The sequence below is a fragment of the Streptomyces sp. CC208A genome (assembly GCF_030010625.1).
Classification (GTDB): Bacteria; Actinomycetota; Actinomycetes; order Streptomycetales; family Streptomycetaceae; genus Streptomyces.
Map to the genome: position 1 here is coordinate 83,790 of NZ_JASCXN010000003.1, position 22,166 is coordinate 105,955.

The 22,166-nt window shown below is 73.7% G+C and carries 24 protein-coding genes; 13 read left to right on the top strand and 11 right to left on the bottom strand.

The features are described 5' to 3' along the window. Positions 1-5 precede the first annotated feature (5 nt). Together QK442_RS04790 and QK442_RS04795 are read right to left on the bottom strand one after the other, a co-directional pair. Positions 6-677: a UdgX family uracil-DNA binding protein gene (locus QK442_RS04790; RefSeq protein ID WP_282692539.1), complete on the bottom strand. Its 672-nt coding sequence runs from the start codon at positions 675-677 to the stop codon at positions 6-8. After that, positions 674-1,996 carry a cytochrome P450 gene (locus QK442_RS04795; protein ID WP_282692540.1) on the bottom strand — a complete coding sequence of 441 codons (1,323 nt, stop codon included), beginning with the start codon at positions 1,994-1,996 and terminating at the stop codon, positions 674-676. The genes QK442_RS04790 and QK442_RS04795 overlap by 4 nt, the downstream gene beginning before the upstream one ends. Positions 1,997-2,219: 223 nt before the next feature. Between QK442_RS04795 and QK442_RS04800 the strand changes: the two genes are divergently transcribed. Genes QK442_RS04800 through QK442_RS04820 form a run of 5 tightly spaced genes read left to right on the top strand, consistent with a single transcriptional unit; the run spans position 2,220 to position 5,600 of the window. Further along, positions 2,220-2,522, top strand: coding sequence for a CDGSH iron-sulfur domain-containing protein (locus QK442_RS04800; RefSeq protein ID WP_282692791.1), 303 nt, complete (start codon positions 2,220-2,222; stop codon positions 2,520-2,522). Positions 2,523-2,556: 34 nt separating this feature from the next. Next, the gene (locus QK442_RS04805; protein ID WP_282692541.1) at positions 2,557-3,642 is read left to right on the top strand and encodes an iron-containing redox enzyme family protein; all 1,086 of its coding nucleotides are present in this window, start codon (positions 2,557-2,559) and stop codon (positions 3,640-3,642) included. 5 nt (positions 3,643-3,647) lie between these two features. Then, positions 3,648-4,418, top strand: a complete 771-nt coding sequence (locus QK442_RS04810) for a nucleotidyltransferase family protein (RefSeq protein WP_282692542.1) — start codon at positions 3,648-3,650, stop codon at positions 4,416-4,418. Next, on the top strand, positions 4,411-4,743 hold the full coding sequence (locus QK442_RS04815) for a BON domain-containing protein (protein ID WP_282692543.1): 333 nt from the start codon (positions 4,411-4,413) through the stop codon (positions 4,741-4,743). Before QK442_RS04810 ends, QK442_RS04815 begins: the two co-directional genes overlap by 8 nt. After that, positions 4,740-5,600, top strand: a complete 861-nt coding sequence (locus tag QK442_RS04820; RefSeq protein WP_282692544.1) for a metallophosphoesterase — start codon at positions 4,740-4,742, stop codon at positions 5,598-5,600. Before QK442_RS04815 ends, QK442_RS04820 begins: the two co-directional genes overlap by 4 nt. A 22-nt stretch (positions 5,601-5,622) precedes the next feature. Here the strand turns inward: QK442_RS04820 and QK442_RS04825 are convergent, their stop codons facing one another. Next, positions 5,623-6,060, bottom strand: coding sequence for a hypothetical protein (locus QK442_RS04825; RefSeq protein ID WP_282692545.1), 438 nt, complete (start codon positions 6,058-6,060; stop codon positions 5,623-5,625). A 101-nt stretch (positions 6,061-6,161) separates the two neighbouring features. After that, entirely contained in the window at positions 6,162-6,359 is a 198-nt protein-coding gene (locus tag QK442_RS04830; protein WP_282692546.1) for a hypothetical protein, read from the bottom strand. 117 nt (positions 6,360-6,476) lie between these two features. Here QK442_RS04830 and QK442_RS04835 point away from each other — a divergent pair, with 117 nt between their 5' ends. Both QK442_RS04835 and QK442_RS04840 read left to right on the top strand, forming a co-directional pair. Beyond that, positions 6,477-7,382: a Rieske (2Fe-2S) protein gene (locus tag QK442_RS04835; RefSeq protein WP_282692547.1), complete on the top strand. Its 906-nt coding sequence runs from the start codon at positions 6,477-6,479 to the stop codon at positions 7,380-7,382. Between the two features lie 67 nt (positions 7,383-7,449). Further along, positions 7,450-7,791, top strand: a complete 342-nt coding sequence (locus QK442_RS04840) for a GNAT family N-acetyltransferase (RefSeq protein WP_282692548.1) — start codon at positions 7,450-7,452, stop codon at positions 7,789-7,791. On the opposite strand, the gene QK442_RS04845 is transcribed toward QK442_RS04840, so the two are convergent. Further along, complete coding sequence (locus QK442_RS04845; RefSeq protein WP_282692549.1) at positions 7,781-8,158, bottom strand: BlaI/MecI/CopY family transcriptional regulator; 378 nt, start codon at positions 8,156-8,158, stop codon at positions 7,781-7,783. The two genes, QK442_RS04840 and QK442_RS04845, sit on opposite strands and share 11 nt — an antisense overlap. A 109-nt stretch (positions 8,159-8,267) precedes the next feature. Continuing rightward, positions 8,268-9,146, bottom strand: coding sequence for an acetylxylan esterase (locus QK442_RS04850; RefSeq protein ID WP_282692550.1), 879 nt, complete (start codon positions 9,144-9,146; stop codon positions 8,268-8,270). A gap of 628 nt (positions 9,147-9,774) precedes the next feature. Here QK442_RS04850 and QK442_RS04855 point away from each other — a divergent pair. Genes QK442_RS04855 through QK442_RS04865 form a run of 3 tightly spaced genes read left to right on the top strand, consistent with a single transcriptional unit; the run spans position 9,775 to position 13,393 of the window. After that, the gene (locus QK442_RS04855; RefSeq protein WP_282692551.1) at positions 9,775-11,184 is read left to right on the top strand and encodes a family 2B encapsulin nanocompartment shell protein; all 1,410 of its coding nucleotides are present in this window, start codon (positions 9,775-9,777) and stop codon (positions 11,182-11,184) included. A gap of 56 nt (positions 11,185-11,240) precedes the next feature. After that, on the top strand, positions 11,241-12,485 hold the full coding sequence (locus tag QK442_RS04860; protein ID WP_282692552.1) for a family 2 encapsulin nanocompartment cargo protein terpene cyclase: 1,245 nt from the start codon (positions 11,241-11,243) through the stop codon (positions 12,483-12,485). Between the two features lie 29 nt (positions 12,486-12,514). After that, positions 12,515-13,393 (top strand): geranyl diphosphate 2-C-methyltransferase, encoded by an 879-nt coding sequence (locus QK442_RS04865; protein ID WP_282692553.1) that lies wholly within the window; start codon positions 12,515-12,517, stop codon positions 13,391-13,393. Between the two features lie 54 nt (positions 13,394-13,447). Here QK442_RS04865 and QK442_RS04870 read toward each other — a convergent pair whose 3' ends face one another. After that, positions 13,448-14,287 carry a glycerophosphodiester phosphodiesterase family protein gene (locus tag QK442_RS04870; protein ID WP_282692554.1) on the bottom strand — a complete coding sequence of 280 codons (840 nt, stop codon included), beginning with the start codon at positions 14,285-14,287 and terminating at the stop codon, positions 13,448-13,450. A 201-nt stretch (positions 14,288-14,488) separates the two neighbouring features. On the opposite strand from QK442_RS04870, the gene QK442_RS04875 reads away from it, so the two are divergent. Next, positions 14,489-15,175 (top strand): helix-turn-helix domain-containing protein, encoded by a 687-nt coding sequence (locus tag QK442_RS04875; protein ID WP_282692555.1) that lies wholly within the window; start codon positions 14,489-14,491, stop codon positions 15,173-15,175. A 148-nt stretch (positions 15,176-15,323) separates the two neighbouring features. After that, on the top strand, positions 15,324-15,794 hold the full coding sequence (locus tag QK442_RS04880) for a hypothetical protein (RefSeq protein WP_282692556.1): 471 nt from the start codon (positions 15,324-15,326) through the stop codon (positions 15,792-15,794). Positions 15,795-15,857: 63 nt separating this feature from the next. On the opposite strand, the gene QK442_RS04885 is transcribed toward QK442_RS04880, so the two are convergent. The 4 genes from QK442_RS04885 to QK442_RS04900 all read right to left on the bottom strand — a co-directional run bounded on the left by QK442_RS04885 (position 15,858) and on the right by QK442_RS04900 (position 20,763). Continuing rightward, positions 15,858-17,300, bottom strand: a complete 1,443-nt coding sequence (locus QK442_RS04885) for a GH1 family beta-glucosidase (protein ID WP_282692557.1) — start codon at positions 17,298-17,300, stop codon at positions 15,858-15,860. Between the two features lie 106 nt (positions 17,301-17,406). Further along, positions 17,407-18,318: a carbohydrate ABC transporter permease gene (locus QK442_RS04890; RefSeq protein WP_282692558.1), complete on the bottom strand. Its 912-nt coding sequence runs from the start codon at positions 18,316-18,318 to the stop codon at positions 17,407-17,409. A 3-nt stretch (positions 18,319-18,321) separates the two neighbouring features. Next, complete coding sequence (locus QK442_RS04895; protein WP_282692559.1) at positions 18,322-19,329, bottom strand: sugar ABC transporter permease; 1,008 nt, start codon at positions 19,327-19,329, stop codon at positions 18,322-18,324. A 93-nt stretch (positions 19,330-19,422) separates the two neighbouring features. Next, positions 19,423-20,763, bottom strand: coding sequence for an ABC transporter substrate-binding protein (locus QK442_RS04900; protein ID WP_282692560.1), 1,341 nt, complete (start codon positions 20,761-20,763; stop codon positions 19,423-19,425). Positions 20,764-21,119: 356 nt separating this feature from the next. Between QK442_RS04900 and QK442_RS04905 the strand changes: the two genes are divergently transcribed. Continuing rightward, on the top strand, positions 21,120-22,139 hold the full coding sequence (locus tag QK442_RS04905) for a LacI family DNA-binding transcriptional regulator (protein ID WP_282692561.1): 1,020 nt from the start codon (positions 21,120-21,122) through the stop codon (positions 22,137-22,139). The last annotated feature ends 27 nt before the right edge of the window (positions 22,140-22,166 follow it).

The following is a 22,166-nucleotide window of genomic DNA, read 5'->3' on the forward strand; positions in this document are numbered from 1 at the left end:
TCCGGTCACCCCAGCTCCTCCACCGCCACCCGCAGGTCGGCGACGAGCCCCGCGTACATCTCCTCCCGGTCCTGGTCCCGGGCCCGCAGGACCGCCGACGGATGGAGGGTGGGCACCACCCGTACATCGCCCTCCGCCTCCCCGTCCCCCTCGGGGTCCGGCAGCGGGACCGGCACGCCCCGGGCCTCCCCCACCCGGAAGGACGGCCCCAGCAGCGAGCGGCCCGCCGTCGCCCCCAGCGTCACCACGAGCTCGGGCCGGACGAGCCGGAGCTCCGCGAGCAGCCACGGCCGGCACGCCCGGGTCTCCCGCAGGGTCGGCGCCTTGTGGACGCGCCGCTTCCCCGTCTTCTCCGCGGTGAACTTGAAGTGCTTCACCGCGTTCGTGACGTACACCTCGTCCTCGTCGATCCCCGCCTCCCGCAGCGCCTTCGTCAGCAGCCGCCCGGCGGGCCCCACGAACGCCCGGCCCTCACGGTCCTCCTGGTCGCCCGGCTGCTCGCCCACCAGCATCAGCCGCGCGTCCGACGCACCCCGTCCGAAGACGGTCCCGGTCGCCTCCCGGTACAGCGGGCACCCCCGGCACCCCTCCGCCGCCCGCCGGTGCGCGGGCAGCCCGCCCCGCTCCGGCGGGAACGGCGTCGCGTCGTACGACTCCGGGCCGCGGCCGCCGCTCATGACCGCACCCCCGCCGCCCCGGCACGCGCGCGCGTGCCGACGGTGATCCGGAGCCCGTCACGGGGGCGGGTGGGAACGCGGCGGAGCGGGATGCGGGTGTCCTGCCCGGCCACGGCGAAGTCCAGCCGCGCGAGCTCCCGGGAGAGCCGGGCCAGCAGCACGACGGTGATGTCCTCGCCCGGGCAGCGGTGCCCCTCGGGCGGCCCGCCGCCCTGCGGGATCAGTCCGGCCGGGTGCGCGGAGGCGCCGAGGAAACGGTCCGGCACGAAGCGGTAGGGGTCCTCCCACAGGGCGGGGTCGTGGTTCTGCCCGAAGACGTCGAGGAGCAGCGGCGTCCCGCGCCCCACCCGTGTCCCGCCGTCGAGGACCAGACCGCGGGCGGCCAGCGCCCCGACGAACGGAGCGAAGGGATAGAAGCGGCGAACCTCGTGCGCGAAGGAGCGGGCGAGCCCGGCAGGGCCCTCGTCCCTCCCCTCCGGCTCCTCCGCGAGCCGCCGCCGCACGTCCGGCCGCCGGCTCATCGCGTACGCCGCGAACGTCGTGAACCAGGCGATCGCGACCGTGGGCCGCACGATGTTCAGGAGCTCCACGGCGGCCGTGTCCGGCGGAAGGAGCGAACCGTCCGCCTCCCGGTGCGCCACCACCGCCTCGAACGGCGTACGCGGCGGATCCCCGGCCCCGCCGCCGGAGCCGTCCTCCCGAGCCCGGACGACTGCCTCGCGCAGCAGGGCCTCCTGCCGCGCGCGGGCCCGCCGGGCGCGCAGATGGCGCGGCCCCGGCGTCGCGAAACCGTCCACCATCGCCACGCAGTCCCGCCCCAGCAGGGCGGTGGCCCCGTCGTCGTACCCCGGCAGACCGGCCCAGTCGCGGACCGCGCGGGCCAGGACGAGCGCGGCCTCGTCCAACAGCACGGCCTCGCGTCCCGGCACGCCGAGCCGCGCCCGGAACTCCCCGACCGTCCCGTCGGCCAGCGCGGCGACCCTCGACGGCTCCGTCAGCCAGGACAGGAAGAGCTCCTTCCGGACCCGGTGCCCGGCGCTGTCCAGGGTGTGCACCGCGCCCCGGCCGAAGAGCGTGTCGAGGACCGGCCCGGGGAGGGCGCCGGAGCGCAGGGCGTGCCGCTCGTCGTAGAAGAACGGCACGGCGCCGGGGCCGCGCAGCACCACCGCCGGGCGGCCGAACAGCCGGATCGGCAGCGGACCGGTCCCCGTCTCGGCCCCGGTACGGGGCGGCAGCCACCCGTATCCCTTCAGGAACAGGGCCACGGTCCGGTCGGCACCGGGCCACGACCGGCGGGTCAGGGGGTTCGACACGTCCACGGCTCGATCGCCTCCTCGGAGCGGGTACGGCGGGTACGGCGGGTACGGGAGCGCCCCCCCCGCGGCCGTCTGCGACTACCCGTCCCGGGCGGGGACACGCCCACCCCCTCCCGGGCATGCCGGGCCCGGGAGGGGGCATGCGCCAAGGCGTCCGTTCCGTGAGGCAGGCAGCCGTTACGGGCTCCGCCTCCCGCCCCCGCCCCGGAGGTGCGCCGTGGAACCCGTGCACGAGCAGCCCGCAGCAGCGAAGACGCCGACGCGGCCCGAGGACGGCCCCGGCCGCCCCGACCGCGCCCCGGCCCCCGCCCGTACCGTCCGCGTCACGCCCCTGGAGGAGGGACCGCTGCTGGTCGACGGCCCCGTGGAGGTCGTCATGCCGGACGGGACCGTGCGGCGCAGCGAGCGGCCCGTGGTCGCCCTGTGCCGGTGCCGCCGCAGCCTGCGGGACCCGTTCTGCGACACCAGCCACCGCCGCCGGTCCCGGCCCGGCCGCTCCGGCGGACCCTCGCCGGCACCGCCCGCCTGACGGCCATCCGCCCCGACACCGAGGAGGCCGCGCCATGACGACCACCGCACCGCGCGCCGAAGCCGGACGCCCGCCCGAGGGCGCCCCCGCGGGCACCGAGGGGGCCCCCGCCCTGCCCCCGGCCCGCGGCGAGCTCTCCGCCGCCGTGACCGGCCGGCTGCGCGGCAGGCCCGCCGCACTGCCGGGCCCCGGCGCCGTCGAGGCCGCCGATCCGTACGGCGAGGACGTCCAGCTGGCCCTGCACCTCTGCTACGAGCTCCACTACCGCGGCTTCGCGGGCGTGCCGGACACCGCCGAGGGAGACCTGGAGCTGCTGCGCCTGCGGGTCCTCCTGGAGGACCGCTTCGAGGAGGCGCTGCGCGCCGGGTGCGAGGGGAGCGCGAGGCCCGAGGAGGTCTTCGAGGCCCTCTTGACCGAGCCGCCGGACGGGCGGGGCGTCTCCCGCTTCCTGCTGCGCCACGGCACCCTGCGGCAGCTGCGGGAGTACGCGGTGCTCCGCTCCGTGCACCAGCTCCGCGAGTCCGATCCGCACGCCTGGGTGCTGCCCCGGCTGTGGGGCCGCGCCAAGGCCGGGATGGCGACCGTGCTGTACGAGGAGTTCGGCTGCGGCCGGGAGGAGCGGGTGCACGCCCGGCTCTACGCCGACCTGATGCGCGCCCTCGGGCTCGACCCCCGCTACGGCCACTACCTCCCCGTCGTCGGGGCGCCCGTCCTCGCCACCGCCAATCTGATGTCCCTCTTCGGGCTCCGCAGGGCCCGCCGGGGCGCCCTCGTCGGCCACTTCGCCGCCCTGGAGATCTCCTCCCCGCCCGCCGCGTCCTGGCACGCCGCCGCCCTGCGCCGGTGCGGCGCCGACGAGGCGGCCGCCCGCTTCTACGACGAGCACGTGGAGGCCGACGCCGTCCACGAGCAGCTGGTCCGGCGCGAGGTCGTCGGCGGACTGCTCGCCGAGGAACCCGGTCTCGCCGCCGACGTCGCCTTCGGCGCGCGGGCCACCGGCCTCCTGGAGGATGCCCTCGCCGAGTCCGTCGTCCGGGCCTGGCAGACCGGTGGCAGTGCCCTGCGCGCCCCGGTCGAGGAGACTGAGGAGATCGAGGAGGGGACGGAGGAGGAGGCATGAACCTCATGACACGGACCCGAGACGACGGCGGCGGAACCGCGGACGTGCTGCCGCCCGACCACACCCAGGCCATCCTGGAGGTCACCAAGGAGGTCGGCTCCGTCCTGAAGGGTTCCGGCTGCCCGTTCGCCCTGGTCGGCAGCGTCGCCGCGTACGCGTACGGCATCCCGGTCCGGCTCCAGCACGACGCCGACTTCGCGCTGCGCGCCGAGGACGCCGACACCGTCGTCGAACTGCTGCGCGAACGCGGCGTCCAGATCGTGGAGCCGCCGGAGGACTGGCTGGTGAAGGCCCGCAGCGGGGGAGAACAGATCGACCTGATCTTCGCCCTCGCGGGCCGGGCCGTCACCAGGGAACTCCTCGACCGTGCGTGGATCCTGCCGGTCGACTCCGTCCACCTGCCGGTGATCGACCCCACCGATCTGATGATCGGCCGCCTCGCGGCGCTCTCCGAGCACCACTGCGACTACGGCGCCCTGCTGCCCGTCGCACGCGGCCTGCGCGAACGCGTCGACTGGGACCGGGTCGCGGAGGAAACCCACGACCTGCCCATGGCGGCCGCCTTCCTCTACCTGCTCCGCCTCCTCGGCGTCCTCCCGCACACCCCCCAGACGGGAGGGGACCCGGCACGCGTGAGGCGCCCGGAAGAGCAACGGACGGAAGAGCAACGGACGGAAGAGCAACGGACGGAAGAGCAACGGACGGAAGAGCAACGGACGGAAGAGCAACGGATGGAAGGGCGACGTCCGGGCGAGGAGGCGAACGACCATGACTGAACGCCCTGAGCGACCGGAGCCGTACGAAGACCGGCCCCCCGGACCGGCGGCCTCGTCCGCACCCTCCTCGGTCCTCGACTCGGACACCGACGAGTACCGCATCGCCCGGCTGCGGGAGCGGCTCGCCGAGGACGGACCGGCCGAGCTCGGCGTGCAGGTGGAGCGGCGCGGCAGCGCCGTCCTGCTCACCGGGACCGTCCCCACCGCCGACCGGCGCGACGAGATCGTCGAGCTCGCCCACGCCACCCTCACCGGGTTCACGGTCCGCACGGAGATCGCCGTCGCCGGCTGTGACGCCCCCGACCACGGGGAGGAGCTGCCATGACTCTCCTCGGACCGGAACGGACCGCCCGACAGACCGCCCGACAGGCCGACGGGCAGAGCGACGGACAGACCGACGGGCAGGCCGTCGTCCGGGTGGCCGCGGTCGGCGACATCCACCTCGGCGAGGACTGCGCGGGCCTGCTCCGCCCCGCCTTCGAGGCCCTCCCCGGCTGCGCCGACCTGCTGCTGCTCGCCGGCGACCTGACCCGGCACGGCGACGTCGCCGAGGCCGAGGTGGTGGCCGGCGAGGTCGCGTCCCTGGGGATCCCCGTCGTCGCCGTCCTCGGCAACCACGACCACCACGCGGGCGAACCGGCCGAGGTCGCCCGGGTGCTCCGCGACGCCGGCGTGCGGGTCCTGGAGGGCGAGAGCACCGTCCTGCCCGTCGCGGGGCGCACGGTGGGCGTCGCCGGCGTGAAGGGCTTCTGCGGTGGCTTCGTCGGGCGCAGCGCCGGCGAGTTCGGCGAGCCCGAGATGAAGGAGTTCGTCCGTACGACCCGGCGGAGCGCCGAAGCGCTGGCCCGCGCACTCGCCGAACTGGGCGAGCACGGCTGCGCCGTCCGCATCGCGCTCACGCACTTCTCCCCGGTGCCCGACACCCTCGCGGGGGAGCCGCTGGAGATCTACCCGTTCCTCGGCAGCTACCTGCTGGCCGAGGCCATCGACGCCCAGGGCGCCGACCTCGCCGTCCACGGCCACGCCCACCTCGGGACCGAGCACGGCATGACGGCGGGCGGCGTCCGCGTCCGGAACGTCGCCCAGCCCGTCATCGACCACGCCTTCGCCCTCTACCGCCTCCCCCTCGACGGCCACGCCGGCGTCCCGGCCGGCCTCACCGCCCGCTACGACAACCGCTGACCCGGCCCCGGGCCGAGCCCGTTCAGCCTCCCCGCACCGAGCAGCGGTACGGTTCGTCCCCGCCGCCCTGCGGCTCGCAGCCGGCCGCCGTGACCAGCCGGCCCGCGTCGAACAGCGACAGGAACAGCGTGTCGCCGGTCATCCGCGGCAGCGCCTCGCTCCCGTAGACGTCGACCCCGCGCGGGAGGCCGGCCGTCGGCAGCTCCGCCTCGCGCAGCCCGGGCCCGCACGGGGCCTGCGCGTCCTCCTCGACCCGGTCGCGGGTCTCGGGGGCGAGCAGCGCGCAGGCGGTGCGGTGGTCCCCGGCCGCGACGGCGGCGGCGAACCGCCGTCCGGCGCCGGTCGCGCCGTCCTCGCGCGCCGCGAGCGCCCCGCGGCCGCTCAGCAGGAACGCGGCCAGCAGCACGCCGGCCGCGTAGGGGAGCGCCCTCGCCGTACGCCTCCCGGGGGTCACCGCCATGGGCCTCGCCCTGCCCATGACGGGCGCGCGGCCCCGAGACGCGGGGCCGCGCGCCGTACCGGCTTCACCCGATCGCGTACTCCTCCTGTCCCGCCGCCCGCTCAGTGGGCCGCGGCGCCGAACTCGGCGTGCTGCGTGCGGAGCGCGAAATCGGCCTCGTCCGGCGGCGGCCGGCCCAGGAAGCGACGCCGCGCCTCGGATCTGGCCTCCCGCATCAGGGTCCTGAACTCCTCATCGGTGAGCCTGCGTCGGCAGCCCGCGCCCGTGTCGGTCGCCCCGGGCCGAAGAAGTCCGCGCATCGCCCTCACCGTCCTTCCGCCCGGTCGTTCCTCTCGGTCCGCGTCTACCCGCCGCCCACCGGAACAGCCGTCCCCGTAAGCCGGTTTCGGACGCCGCCACCGGGTTACACGCGCGGCATGAAGACCTTTCCGCATGCCCTGCGGTCGGCCCTCCCCTCCGCCGAGGAGGGGCCCGGCCGTGTGCTGAGGGCGATGGACCGACTGGAGAAGTCCCCACGGGCCGACGGCCTCGCCGACGCCCTGCGGGGAACCGTACGGCGCCTGCCGCTCGGCGCCGCGCGCGACGGGCTGCACGGCCGCTGGCTCGGCCACCCCGTGCACCCCCTGCTGGTGCAGTTCCCGCTCGGCGCGTGGCTGTCGGCCGCCGTGCTCGACCTCGTACCCGGCGGACAGCGCGCGGCGCGGCTGCTCGTCGGCGCCGGGCTCGCGGGGGCGGGTCCCACGGCCCTCGCCGGCTGGGTCGACTGGGCCGAGATGCGGCGGCCGCAGCTGCGGGTGGGACTCGTGCACGCCGCCGCCAACAACGTGGGCGTGATCTGCTACGCAGTGTCCCTCACGGCCCGGTGCCGCGGCCACCACCGGCGCGGCCGGCTCTGGGGCTTCGGCGGCCTCGCCGCCGTCTCGGTGGGCGGCGCCCTCGGCGGACACCTCGCCTACCGGCAGGCCGCCGGGACCAACCACGCCGAACAGGTCCCCGCGCTCACCCCGCCCGGCTGGCATCCGGTGGCGGCCCTGGCCGACCTCCCGCCCGGCCGGCCGCACCGCGGCCACGTCGGCGAGACGGCCGTGGTCCTCGTCCGCACCGACGACGACACGGTCCGTGCCCTCGCGGAACGGTGCAGCCACATGGCCGGGCCGCTGGCCGACGGCGAGGTCGTCGACGGCTGCCTCGTCTGCCCCTGGCACGGCAGCACCTTCCGCCTCGACGACGGCTGGAACGTCACAGGACCCGCCACCGCCCCGCAGCCCGCCTTCGACACCCGGATCGTCGACGGCCGCGTGGAGGTCCGGCTCCGCGCCTAGAACTCCCCGGCGGGCGAACGGGGAGTTAGGGTGAAGCGCCCCCGGACCCCGCCCCGAAAGGCCGCCCATGAGCGAGCAGACCACCAGCCCCGCCGTCCGCCGTGTCGACGAACGGCACCGGTACGAGATCCTCGTCGACGGGGTGCGGGCCGGGCTCACCGCGTACCGGGACCGCGACGACCGGCGGGTGTTCTTCCACACCGAGGTCGACGACGCCTACGCGGGGCAGGGGCTCGCCGGGATCCTCGTCGAACAGGCGCTGAACGACGTGCGCGCCTCGGGGATGCGGATCGTGCCGGTCTGCCCGTACGTCGCCAAGTTCCTGAAGAAGCACGAGGAGTTCGCCGACCTCGTGGACCCGGTGACCCCCGAGGTCCTCGAATGGCTGGACGCCCGGCTCAAGCGCTAGGCGTGTCCTTCGGGTGCTCGGCCTCCCGCAGCGCGGTGCGCAGCGCGGCGACCCCGGCGGCGTCGAGGTTCTCCACGAAGCGGGTCAGGGTGGCCGTGCGGTCCTCGCCGGCGCCCAGGGCGTCCTCCATGAGGGCGGCGGCGTACGCCTCGCGGGTGGCGGCGGCCCGGTAGAGCCAGATCCGGCCCTCGCGGGTGCGGGTGAGGTGGCCCTTGTGGAAGAGGATGCCGGTCACCGTGGTGACCGTGGTGTAGGCGAGGGTGCGGTGGCGGTTGAGGTCGTCGACGATCTCGCGCACGGTGGCGGGGCGCCGCCACCGCCAGAAGCGGTCCATGATCTCCGCCTCCAACTCCCCGAGCCGACGCATGCGTCCCTGCCCTCCCCACCGACCCCGCGACCGGCCCCATGGTAGTCGGGCCGGTCGCGGGGGGTTCGGCGCTGACGCCGTCATACGCCGTCATACGCCGTGTGTGCCGTCAGACGCCGCCAGGACCCGGGACCGCCCGTGCCCGCTCGTTGCGCCGCCAGTCGGACCACAGCACGTCGTCCCCGCAGTAGACGCAGGAAGGGCCGAAGAAGAAGCCGCGCGCGTTCTCGTCGCCCATCAGCCAGAACCGCAGCCACGCGGTCGTCGGGGCACGGAAGTCCCCGCCGTCCCCGATGGACGACAGATGGCCGGCGCCCCGCACCTCCCCGTACACGGCGGGCAGATGGCCCGAGTCCCGGTACATCGCCTTGACCAGGGCCGGCCACACCGTCAGGTCCCGCTGCCCGGCCAGGTAGAAGACCGGTACGTCGATGAGGTCGGGGTCGGTCAGCGGCCCCGGCTGGATCGGGACGGCCGTGTCCACGCGGGCGTCGACCGCCGCGTTCACCGCCGCCGCCCCGCCCTGCGAATGGCCCGCCGAGCCGATGTGCTCCAGATCCACCTTCCCGAAGTACACGCTGTCCGGATCGGCGTTCCGCCGCTCCAGGACGTCGATCCCCGCCCGCATGCTGATCGCGAAGTTCGAGGTGGGCGTGTTGGCCGCGGCGACGATGAAGCCGTGGCTCGCCCAGTGCCGCAGCAGCGAGCTGTAGATCCCGGGCACCGCCCCCGTACCGTTCCCCCAGATCACCACCGGGTGCCGCTCACCCGTCCGCCCCATGTCCCGCGGGCGGTAGAAGGTGTGCACCACCTCGATGTCGACCTCCACCTCGTACGGACCCGACCGGTCCCAGGCGGTGCCCACCGACGGAATGCCGCCGCCCGTCGTCGCGGCGGCGGTACCGGCCGCGGCGGCCGGTGTCATGCCGAGCGCCAGCAGGACGGCGAGCAATACGCCGCCGAGCAGACGGCTCCTTCTCCCTGGCATGGGAACTCCTCCGTGCTTCCGTACGGTCGCGCGTCCTCGCGACCGTGGCCAGGGACATGGTGGAGCGGCCCGCCCCGCGTGTCTGTGCCCAGGAGCCCAGTCCTGCGCCGGCCGACTTGTGCACCTGCACAGCACGCCCTTCGCCGCCTCGCGAAACCCCTTTCACCAAAACGGAGTTGAGGGGGCGGGGGAGGGGGTGGGCGAGGTCCTGGGGGAAGCCCCGGGGCCTCGGGAGGGGCCGCGTTGACGCCGCCGGTTGACTTGTGTGACGGCAGGAACGGATTGTCAAGGGAGGGCGGCCGGGCCCGACGTGGCCGGAACGCGTGCCATCCGATCGGGGCGCCGACCGACCCCGTCGCCCCCACCGGCCCACATGCCGCCGTACCCCCGGACACCGTGGCGGAAAGCCAACGGGTCGGCCGGTAAACCAGCACCGAAACAAGATCACCGCATCGAGGTAATGCCCCCCGTCTCCCCGGGCGGGCCGCGCTGACGGGCCACTACTGTTCCCCGCGTCTGGACGGATGACCAACGGATGACCAGACGCCCCATTCCTCCTCCCCGACGACGGGTCCGGCGTGCCGCCGTGCCCGGTCACCACCCTCAGCTCGAAGGAGAGCCCGGTCCGATGACCGTCGACACCAGCCCGGAAGCCCAGGCGGCGCCCCCGCAGCAGTCCCTCAGCACCCACGCCGCGCGGAACCTCGCCACCACCACCAAGTCCGTCCCGCAGATGCAGGAGATCACCTCCCGCTGGCTGCTGCGGATGCTCCCCTGGGTCGAGACCAAGGGCGGCGCCTACCGGGTCAACCGCCGGCTCAGCTACACCGTCGGCGACGGCCGCGTGGAGTTCGTCCAGGACGGCGCCACCGTCCGCGTCATCCCCCGCGAGCTCGGCGAACTCGCCCTGCTGCGCGGCTTCGAGGACGACGAGGTGCTCACCGCGCTCGCCGGCCGCTGTGTCCAGCGGGACTTCTCCGCCGGCGACATCATCGTCACCCGCGGCAACGCGGCCGGCGAGATCCACCTCCTCGCGCACGGCCGCATCACCCAGACCTCCGAAGGCCCCTACGGTGACGACATCACCGTCGCCGTCCTCGGCGACGGCGACCGCTTCGGCGAGAACGCCCTCCTCGACGCCGACGCCACCTGGGACTACACCGCCACCGCCGAGACCGCCGGCACCCTCCTCACCCTCTCCCGCGCCGACTTCGCCGCCGTGATGGCCGGCTCCCCGGCCCTCCAGGCCCACATCGAGGAGTTCAGCAGCCTCCCCGAGCAGGCGCAGAACAAGCACGGCGAGGCCGAGATCGCCATGTCCGCCGGCCACGTCGGCGAGGCCGTGCTCCCCGGCGCCTTCGTGGACTACGAGCTCAAGCCGCGCGAGTACGAACTCTCCGTCGCCCAGACCGTCCTGAAGGTCCACACCCGCGTCGCCGACCTCTACAACGGCCCGATGAACCAGACGGAGGAACAGCTCCGCCTGACCATCGAGGCCCTCCGCGAGCGCCAGGAGTACGAGCTCGTCAACAACCGCGAGTTCGGCCTCCTCCACAACGCCGACTTCAAGCAGCGCATCCAGACCCACTCCGGCCCGCCCACCCCGGACGACATGGACGAGCTGCTCTCCCGCCGCCGGGGCACCAAGCTCTTCCTCGCCCACCCGCGCACCATCGCCGCCATCGGCCGCGAGTTCAACGCCCGCGGCCTCTACCCGGACCACGTCGACCTCGGCGGCCAGTCCGTCCCGGCCTGGCGCGGCGTCCCGATCCTGCCCTGCAACAAGATCCCGATCACCAAGGAGCAGACCAGCTCCATCATCGCCATGCGTACCGGCGAGGAGAACCAGGGCGTCATCGGCCTGCGCCAGACCGGCATCCCGGAGGAGTACGAGCCCGGCCTGTCCGTCCGCTTCATGGGCATCAGCGAGCAGGCGATCATGTCGTACCTCGTCACCACCTACTACTCCGCCGCCGTCCTCGTCCCCGACGCCCTCGGCGTGATGGAGAACGTGCAGATCGCCCGCCGCCGCGACTGACCCCCTCCTCCGTCCCGGACCCGGGACAGCCCACCCCACGCAGCAAGGAGCCACGGATGCCCGACCCCGGGTCCTCCCCCCTGCCGACGGGCCTCCCGGCCCCGGCGGCCCGTCTCGGGGCCGACGTCCTCGCCCGGGCCCTCGCCGGCCCGGCCGCCGAGGCCCCGGCCCCTGAGGCCGCACCGCGCTGGATCCCCGGCGGACCCAGCGGGCTCGGCACGGCCAGCGTCTCGTTCGCCCGTCCGGCACCGGTCCCGGTGCCGGACGGGGAACCCGGCCCCCTGACGGAGCCGGAGCCGCCCGCCGCCCCCTCGGCGGCGGAGGGCCGGCCCATCCCGGGCCTCTACTTCCACCCGATCCCCGACCCCGACCCCGCCCGGGTGGACGAGGTCAGCCGCCGGATCAAGGACTGGGCCGTCGACGAGGTCCAGCTCTACCCGGAGGAATGGGAAGGCCAGTTCGACGGCTTCTCCGTCGGGCGCTACATGGTGGCCTGCCACCCCGACGCCCCGACCGTCGACCACGTCATGCTCGCCACCCGGCTCATGGTCGCGGAGAACGCCGTCGACGACTGCTACTGCGAGGACCACGGCGGCTCGCCGATCGGCCTCGGCGGCCGCCTCCTCATGGCCCACACCGCGCTCGACCCCCTCCACACCACCCCGGAGTACGCCCCGGGGTGGGCGGAGTCCCTCGGCTCGGACGCCCCGCGCCGCGCCTACCGCTCCGCCATGGAGTACTTCGTCCGCGCGGCCTCGCCCTCCCAGGCGGACCGCTTCCGCCACGACATGGCCCGCCTCCACATGGGCTACCTCGCCGAGGCGGCCTGGGCCGAGACCGGCCACATGCCGGAGGTGTGGGAGTACCTGGCCATGCGCCAGTTCAACAACTTCCGCCCCTGCCCCACCATCACCGACACCGTCGGCGGCTACGAACTGCCGGCGGACCTCCACGCCAGGCCTGAGACACAGCGGGTCATCGCCCTCGCGGGCAACGCGACCACCATCGTCAACGACCTGTACTCGTACACCAAGGAACTCGCGAGCCCCGGCACCCACCTCAACCTGCCGGTGGTGCTCGCGGAGCGCGAGAAGCTCTCCGAACGCGACGCCTACCTCAAGGCGGTCGAGGTCCACAACGACCTCATGCACGCCTTCGAGGCCGCCGCCGCCGAACTGGCCGCCACCTGCCCCGTCCCCACCATGCTGCGCTTCCTCAAGGGCGTCGCCACCTGGGTCGACGGCAACCACTACTGGCACCAGACCAACACGTTCCGCTACAGCCTGCCCGACTTCTGGTAAGCACCTTCCGCCAAGAAATGGATTCCTCTGTGACCACCGAGCTGACCGCCCCCGACGCCGCCATGACCATCCCCGGCCCGGCGACCCCGTACCAGGGCGACATCGCCCGCTACTGGAACGCCGAGGCCCGGCCCGTGAACCTGCGCCTCGGTGACGTGGACGGCCTCTACCACCACCACTACGGCATCGGCGCCGTCGACCACGCCTCCCTCGGCACCCCCGAGGACAGCGAGTACGAGAAGAAGCTGATCGCCGAACTGCACCGCCTCGAGTCCGCCCAGACCGAGGTCCTCCTCGACCACCTCGGCCCGATCACCGCCGCCGACACCCTCGTCGACGCCGGCTGCGGACGCGGCGGATCGAGCGTCATGGCCCACCAGCGCTTCGGCTGCAAGGTCGAGGGCGTCACCCTCTCCTCCACCCAGGCCGACTTCGGCAACAAGCGCGCCCGCGAACTCGGCATCGACAGCCACGTCCGCGCCCAGGTCTGCAACATGCTCGACACCCCGTTCGAGAAGGGCTCCATCGCGGCCTCCTGGAACAACGAGTCCAGCATGTACGTCGACCTCGACGACCTCATGGCCGAGCACGCCCGCTTCCTCAAGGTCGGCGGCCGCTACGTCACCATCACCGGCTGCTGGAACCCCAAGTACGGCCAGCCCTCCAAGTGGGTCTCCCAGATCAACGCCCACTTCGAGTGCAACATCCACTCGCGCCGCGAGTACCTCAAGGCGATGGCCGACAACCGCCTGGTGCCCCAGGCCGTGATCGACCTGACCCCCGACACGCTGCCCTACTGGGAGCTGCGCGCCACCTCGTCGCTGGTCACCGGCATCGAGGAGGCGTTCATCGAGTCGTACAAGGACGGCTCCTTCCAGTACGTGCTGATCGCCGCCGACCGCGTCTGATCCCCTGCGTGGCCGGTCCGGGGCCGGGCCCGTCCTCCCGGACGGACCCGGCCCTCAGCGCGCCCCGGCCCGGGCCGCGTTCCACCCCGCCAGCTCCGCCGGACGATCGGTGATCACCCCGTCCACACCGAGCCCCGCCAGCACCCGCCAGCGCGCCGGATCGTCCACGGTCCACACGTTCACCGCCACCCCCGCCGCGCGCAGCTCCGCCACCACCCCCGGACGGGCCGACAGCGCTCCGTCCGACACGTGGTACCCGGTCAGCCCCAGCTCCCGGGCCACCGCCACCGGATCCGCGTCGAGCCGGTCCCGCAGCAGCGCCAGCGGCAACTCCGGCGCCAGCTCCCGCACCTGGCGCAGCGACGCCGCGTCGAAGCTCTGCACCACCACCCGGTCCGCCATCCGCTGCTCCCGCACGTCCCGCACGATCCGCTCCACCTCCGCCCGCGAGTGCCACCCCTTGACCTCCAGGAGCAGCCGCCCGCCCCGCACCCGCAGATCCGCCAGCTGCGCCGCCAGCGTCGGCACCCGGGCGCCCGCGTAGGCCGGGGCGAACCAGGAACCGGCGTCCAGCGCGTCCAGCTGCGCCGAGGTCAGCGACCGCACCGGACCCGTACCGTCGGTCGTCCGGTCCACCGTGGCGTCGTGCATCACGTACGGCACCCCGTCCCGGCTCGGCCGGACGTCGCTCTCGATCCACTCCGCCCCGCCCCGCCGCGCCACCTCGCCCGCCACCAGCGTGTTCTCCGGGGCCGCCGAGGACGCGCCCCGGTGGGCGATCACCGTCAGCGCGGTGGGAGCGGGGGCCGCGGGCGCGGGCGCGGAGACGAGGAGGGCCGCGACCAGCGCGGCACAGGAGACCGCGGCGCGCCGGCGGAGTCGTACGGACGTCACGGCGGGCCAGCCTAACCACCGCCCCCGGTGACCCGGCCGCGACGCACCGGCGCCGAACCCTTCGGTGACACGTCCGGGTCTGCGGCATCGTGGGAGGGCGTCCGGAGCCGCGCCACCGGGGGACGACGGCCGGGCGGAGAGAACAGGGAGACCCGACCCATGGACCACGGGACAAGACCGAGACCCGACGACCCGCCACGGGTGGCAGGACCGGACCGGCCGGGACGCGGCCGGGGCGTGCTCGAAGGGGCCTTCGCCCTGCTCGGCGCGCTGCGCCGGTGCGGCGACGAGGCGGGCGTCACCGAACTCGCCCTCGCCTGCGGGGTGCCCAAGGGCAGCGCCCACCGCCTGCTCGACCAGCTCGTCACCCTCGGCGCGGTGGAGCGGCACGGCTCCCGCTACCGCGTCGGCCCCCAGCTCTACCGGCTCGGCCAGGGCTGGGAGCCGCACCCGGGCCTGCGGCTCGCCGCCCGGCCGCCGGTGCAACGGCTGCGGGCCGCGACCGGCGCCAGCGTCGTCCTCGCCGTCCTGCGCGAGGACCAGGCCCTCGTCGTCGCCTCGGCCCCGGGCGAGCTCGAACCCCTGGTGCCGGTACGGAACGGCACCGCCTTCCGGCTCGACACCGCCGCCGGACACGCCCTGCGCGGACCCCTCCGGGGCGGCGCCGTCCTCGACCGCGAGGACGTGATGGACGGCGTCTGCTGCGCCGCCTTCCCGGTACGCGGCCGGGACGGGCGTACCGTCGCCGCGCTCGCCGCCATGGTGCCGTCCGGACGGCGGCTCGACGTCCTCGCCGAGGCCGTCGCCGCCGCCGGGGCCGCGCTCGGCCGCGCCCTGGCCCGGGGCGTACCGCACCGTGCCGTCCCGCCCGCCGCACTCGCCCCCTGACCTCCTCCCGTCAACTTCCTCCTTCGCGCGTTCCGTTCAGCGGAACGCGCGTAGAACGGAACAGGGGAGGGGCGGCACAGTGAGGGACGTGCCGGGGGAACGGCACGGAACGGAAAACAGGAACGCACACCTTCGGGGGACACCCACCATGCGCAAGAACCGGATCGCACGCCTCGCCGTCACCACCCTCCTCGGGCTCGGCAGCCTCGGCGCCTTCGCCGGCACCGCCCACGCCGAGCCGATCGACTACGTGCTGATCGAACTCTTCGAGCTGCACTGCCAGAAGAACAGCGAGGGCGACCACGACGAGGCCTACCTCAAGATCACCGACGCCAACGGCAACGCCGTCAAGGTCTGGCCGGGCAACGGCCTCAAGTACCAGACCATGGGCACCGGTTACGTCCGCTCCATGGCGGACGGCAACGGCAGCGCCACCCTCATCCTCGGCAAGGAGCAGGCCCGCACCCTGACCCTGTGGGACTACGACTCCACCAGCAGCGACGACAAGCTCGGCGCCACCCTCGTCACCGGCAGCGAGGTCGGCGCGGAGACCCAGTGGCGCACCGTCGAGGGCTCCGGCGGCATCTACGTCATCGGCTACCGTGTGGTCGACATCTGACAGACGCTCAAGAAGCGCTGAGGGCCGTGCCGGTGAACCGGCACGGCCCTCTTCCACGTCCGCTCAGACCGCGTCGGGCGCGTGCAGCTCGCCCGAGCGCGCCACCCGCGCGTACCAGCGGGCGCTGGTCTTCGGGGTGCGCACCAGGGTGTCGTAGTCGACGTGGACCATACCGAACCGCTTCGCATAGCCGTACGCCCACTCGAAGTTGTCGAGCAGCGACCACAGGAAGTAGCCGCGCACGTCGATGCCGTCGGCCATCGCCCGGTGCACCGCCTCCAGGTGCGCGTGGACGTACGCGGTGCGCTCGGGGTCGTGCACCCCGCCGTCCTCGCCGACCACGTCCTCGTACGCGGCACCGTTCTCGCTGATCACCAGCGGCAGCCCCGGGTACGCCTCCGAGGTCCGGCGCAGCAGGTCGTACAGGCCGCTCGGGTCGACCGGCCAGCCCATCGCCGTCCGCTCGCCGGGCGCGCGGTGGAAGGCGACCGAGTCGGCGCCCGGCCACGGCGAGTGGGCGCTGTCGCCGTGCCCGTCGTCCTGCGGCTTCTCCTCGCCCTCGGCGACGTGCGCCACCAGCGTCGGCGCGTAGTAGTTGATGGCCAGGAAGTCCAGCGGCTGGTTCGCCGTCGCCGTGTCGCCGTCCTGGACGAAGGACCAGTCGGTGAGGTGCCGGGTGTCGGCGATCAGGTCCTCGGGGTAGGCGCCCTCCAGCATCGGACCGAGCCAGACCCGGTTGCCGACCGCGTCGATCCGGCGGGCCGCCTCCAGGTCCTCGGCCGAGGCGGAGCGCGGCCGCACCTCGTGCAGGTTGAGCGAGACCGCGATCTGACGGTCCGTCGGCAGGGCGGCGCGCAGCGCCTGGACCGCGAGGCCGTGGCCGAGGTTGAGGTGGTGGGCGGCGCGCAGCGCGGCGACCGGGTCGGTGCGGCCGGGGGCGTGCACCCCGGAGCCGTACCCGAGGAAGGCACTGCACCAGGGCTCGTTGAGCGTCGTCCACCGCTTGACCCGGTCGCCGACGGCGCCGGCGACGATCCCCGCGTACTCGGCGAACCGCTCGGCCGTGGCGCGCTCGGGCCAGCCGCCCGCGTCCTCCAACTCCTGCGGCAGGTCCCAGTGGTAGAGGGTGAGGGCCGGCTCGATGCCGGCGGCGAGCAGCTCGTCCACCAGGGCCCGGTAGAAGTCCAGGCCCTTCTGGACGGCCGGGCCCCGGCCGGTGGGCTGGACCCGGGACCAGGAGACGGAGAACCGGTAGGCGTTCAGGCCGAGTTCGGCCATGAGGGCGACGTCCTCGCGGAACCGGTGGTAGTGGTCGACGGCCACGTCGCCGGTATGGCCCTCGAAGACCTTGCCGGGGGTGTGCGAGAAGGTGTCCCAGATGGAGGGGGTGCGGCCGTCCTCGCGGGCCGCCCCCTCGATCTGGTAGGCGGCGGTGGCCGCCCCCCAGAGGAAGTCGGAGGGGAACTGGCGGATGGCGGTGAGCGGCCGGGTTTCGGACGCGGTCATAGGAGAGCGCTCCCAACGCGGGGTACGGGTCGGCCCGTCCGGGTCCGGCGACTGCGGCGGACCCGGACGGCCGACGTGAAGGCGGTACGGAGAGGGGCGGGGCCGGTCAGCTCTTGACCGCGCCGGCGGTGATGCCGCCCACGATGTGCTTGCCCAGGAAGGCGAAGACGAGCAGCAGCGGCACGGTCGAGATCAGCGCGCCGGTCAGCACGATCGCGTGGTCCACCGTGTGGTTGCCCGCGCCGAGCCCGGCGAGCGCGACCTGGAGGGTGGGGTTGCCGTCCGGGGTGAGCGCGATGAACGGCCAGAAGAAGTCGTTCCACGCCTGGACGAAGACGAGCATGCCGAGCACGGCCATGGCCGGCCGGGCGACCGGGAAGACGACGTGCCAGATGATCCGCAGGCTGTGCGCCCCGTCCATCCGGGCCGCCTCCACCAGCTCGACGGGCAGCGCCTCAAGGAGGAACTGGCGCATGAAGAAGACGCCGAAGGCCGCGACGAGCGAGGGCAGGACCACCGACTGGAGCTGGTCGAACCAGCCGAGGTCGGTGATGATCTGGTACAGCGGAATGACGCTGAGCTGCGGCGGGATCGTCATGGTGGCGACCACGAGCGAGAGCAGCATGCCGCGGCCCTTGAAGGGCAGTTTGGCGAAGGCGAAGCCGGCGAGCGTCGAGAAGAGGACGGTGGAGCCGGCCACCAGGCTCGCCACGACCGTCGTGTTGATCAGCGCCTCGCCCATGTCGACCTGGTCCCAGGCGAAGCTGAGGTTGTCGAGCAGCCGGGAACCGGGCAGCAGCGGGGCGGGCGCCTGGACCACGCGCTCGCCGGTGTGCGAGGCGGCGACGAGGTTCCAGTACAGCGGGAAGAGGGAGACGAAGGCCGCCACGACCAGGAGGACGTAGGTGAACGGGCCTGCGTGGTGCTGCCGGCCGGCGCCCTGACGGAAGCGGCGGCCGGGGCGCGCGGGCGCGGCCCCGGGCTCCGCGGGCGCGGTGGGTTCGAGGGTGCGGGCCATGGGTCAGCCTCCCTGCTTCGTGCGGTTGCGGCGGGAGACGAGGGCCTGGACGGCGCCGATGAGCAGGAGCAGGAGCAGCATGACCCAGGCGATCGCCGAGGCCGAGCCCAGCGAACCGGTGATCCACCCCTTCTCGTACATCAGCAGGCTCAGCGTCTGGAACTGGTGGCCGCTGCCGCCGCTGATGCCGACGCTGCCGCCGAAGAGCATCGGCTCGCCGAAGAGCTGGGTGGCGCCGATGGTGGAGACGATGATCGTGAAGAAGATCGTCGGCCGGATGGAGGGGATGGTGACGCTGATGAACTGGCGCCAGCGGGAGGCCCCGTCGAGCGAGGCGGCCTCGTAGAGGTCCTGCGGCACGGCCTGCATGGCGGCCAGGTAGATCAGCGCGTTGTAGCCGGTCCAGCGCCAGGTGACGATGGTCGAGATGGCGATCTGCGCCGGCCACTTGTCGGTGTTCCAGTCGACCGGGTCGAGGCCGACCCAGCCCAGGACGCTGTTGATCATCCCGTAGTCGGTGTTGAACAGCTGGGCGAAGACCAGGGTCGCCGCCGCGATCGAGGTGGCGTACGGGGCGAGGATCGCGACCCGGAAGAAGCCGCGGCCACGGAGCTTGTAGTTCAGCAGGTGTGCGAGGCCGAGGGCCATCAGCAGCTGCGGGACGGTGGAGATGACCCCGATGGTGAAGGTGTTGAGGAAGGCGTTCCAGAAGAACTCGCTGGTGGCGAGGGAGGAGTAGTTCTCCAGACCCCTCCACTCGGGGGTGCCGCCGAGCTCGACCCGGTTGAGCGAGAGCCAGCCGGTGTAGAGCAGCGGGAAGAGGCCGAAGGCGGCGAAGGTGAGGAAGAAGGGGGCGATGAAGACGTACGGGACCGCCTTGACGTCCCAGCGGTAGAAGGTGCTGCGCAGGCCGCCCGGGCCGGGGCGGCGGCGACCGCGCGGGGAGGGCGGGGAGGGCGGTGCGGGGGGCGACGGGGCGCCGTCCTGCGTCGCCCGTACGGAGGTGGCCACGGGGGCGTCCTTCCAGGTCGATGCGTGCGGTGGTGCGGACGGTGCCGGCCCGCCGCCGGGAGGAGGAGGCGGCGGGCCGGCACGCGGTCCCCGCTACTGGTCGATCTTGTCGTCGACCAGCTTCTTGACGTTCTCCCAGGCCTTGGCCGGGTCGGTGCCCCGCTGCTCGATGTCGAGGATGCCGTTGTCGGTGAGGAAGGTCTTCACCTGGCCGTCCCAGCGGCTGATCACGGCGGGCTGGATGCCGGCCGCCGCCGAGGAGAAGATCTTGCCGACCGGGGTGTCGCCGAAGTACGGCAGCTTGGCGTTCTGCACCTCGGGGGAGAGGAGGGTGTCCTTGGTGGACGGGATGTTGCCGTTCACCGCGAAGACCTTGGCGTGCTGCTCCGGTGCGGTCAGCCAGGCGGCGAGCTCGGCGGCCTCCTTGGCGTGCTTGCTCGCCTTGGGCACGGCGAGGAAGGAGCCGCCCCAGTTGCCGGAGACCGGTGGCGCGGCGATGTCCCACTTGCCCTGGTTGGCGGGTCCTGCCTGGTCCTTGATGATGCCGGTCATCCAGGACGGGCAGGCGACGGTGGCGAACTTGGAGTTCTTGAAGCCCGCGTTCCAGGTGCCCTTCTCGTCGAACTGGCGGAGCTTGGCGGTGAGTCCGCCCTGGGCCGCCTTGACGGCGGTCTCCCAGGCCTTCTTCACGCCGGGGCTGTTCTCCCAGTCGAGCTGCCCGGAGGAGTTGGCGTACTGGACGGGGTCGCTGGAGAGCACCGCGTTGAACAGGCCGCTGGCGGAGTCGTGGAAGGCGGTGCCGGCGGGGGCGTTCTTCTGGTACGTCTCGCCGACCGTGACGAACTTCGACCAGTCGCCGCTCCAGAGCTGGGCGACCTCCTCGCGGACGGTGGGCAGCTTGGCCTTGGCGAAGAGCTCCTTGTTGTAGCAGATGGCCATCGGGCCGATGTCGGTGCCGAGGGCGATGACCTTCCCGTCGGCGGTGGTGGCCTGCTTGACCTTCCAGTCGAGGAACTTGGAGGTGTCGGCGCCGCCCTCCTTGCCGAGGTCGACCCACTTGTCGGCCATGCTCTCGCCGGTGGCCTCGGCGATGTAGCCGACCTCGATCGCCTGGATGTCGGCGACGCCGCTGTTCTGGGAGAGGCGCAGCTTCAGGGTGTCCCAGTACTTCTGGCCGTCGGAGACGTTCGACTCCTCGATCCTGATGTTCGGGTGGAGCCGCTCGTACTCGGCGTAGAGCTTCGCGCCGGTCTTGTTGTCGTAGCCGAACGAACCGAAGGTGCCGACCCGCAGCGTGATCTTGCCGCCGTCCTTCCCGCCGGCCTCGTCGTCCTTGTCGCTCCCGCAACCGGTGAGCAGGACCGTGCCGGTGACCACTGCGGCGACCGCCGCGGCGGCCGTACGGCGTCCGCGTCTGCTGCTGGAAGTGCGCATTCCACTCTCCTCGTCCAAGGTGGTGCTCGTTGTGCGCCAAGAGGTCCGGCCGGCTGTCGCGGCTCGGCGGGCCCTGCCGGGACCTGATGCAGGCTGTGCCGCGTCCCTTGATGGGAGCGCTCCCACGTCGCTGCCGGAAGGTTGCCGCCGGGCGGGTGGGGGTGTCAAGACGTGAAGGCGGATTCGTTACCGGAAGGTGTTCCGCGGGTTTCCGGCTGCCAGGTGCCGCTTCTTCACGTCATCTCCTGAACGCGCGCGTGGCGCGGCGGGAGGGTGGTGCTCTAGTGTGGGAGCGCTCCCATCCCGGTGTGGCCCTGGTGAGCGGCACGAGGTCCGACGAGGGGAGTACGGCGAGCGTGAACGGACGGCGGAACAGCAGACCCACCCTGGAACAGGTCGCGGCCCGCGCCGGGGTCGGCCGGGGCACGGTCTCCCGGGTCATCAACGGCTCCCCGCGCGTGAGCGAGCAGACCCGCGCCGCCGTGGCCAGGGCCGTCGCCGAGCTCGGCTACGTACCGAACCAGGCCGCCCGCGCGCTCGCCGGCAGCCGCACCGACGCCGTCGCCCTCGTCATCCCCGAGGCCGAGGCCCGGCTCTTCGCCGAACCGTACTTCCTCGACCTCATCCGCGGGGTGAGCGCCGAACTCGCGCAGGCCGACAAGCAGTTGCTGCTCACCCTGGTCCGCAGCGAACAGGAGCGCCAGCGCTTCGAGCAGTACCTCGCCGCCCAGCGCGTCGACGGCGTGCTGCTCTCCTCCGTCCACGGCGACGACCCGCTCCCCGACCGCATCCGCGAACTCGGCATCCCCGTCGTCATGAACGGCCGCCGCTCCGAGGCCGAACCCGTCCCGTACGTCGACTCCGACAACATCGGCGCCGGCCGCGCCGCCGTCGCCCACCTCGTGGGCCGTGGCAGACGGCGCATCGCCACCGTCACGGGCCCGCTCGACATGTACGTGGCCAGGGCCCGGCTCGGCGGCTACCGGGCCGGCCTCGCGGAGGCGGGTCACGAGCCCGACGAGGGTCTGGTCGCGGCCGGCGACTTCACCGAGGAGGGCGGCCGCCGCGCCATGCGCGAACTCCTCGCCCGGCGTCCCGACCTGGACGCGGTCTTCGTCGCCTCGGACGTCATGGCGGCCGGCGCCCGGGCGGCGCTGCGCGAGGCCGGGCGCCGGATCCCCGACGACGTGGCGCTCGTGGGCGTCGACGACTCGCCGGTGGCCCGGCTGATGGACCCGCCCCTCACCAGCGTGCGCCAGCCCACGGAGGAGATGGGCCGCACGATGGCCCGCATGCTCCTCCGGGACGTCGCGGGCGCCCCGGAGGAGCCGCGCCGCGTCTTCCCGACGGAGCTGGTGGTACGGGGCTCCTGCTGACGCCCCACCGGGCGCCCGGGGTGAGCG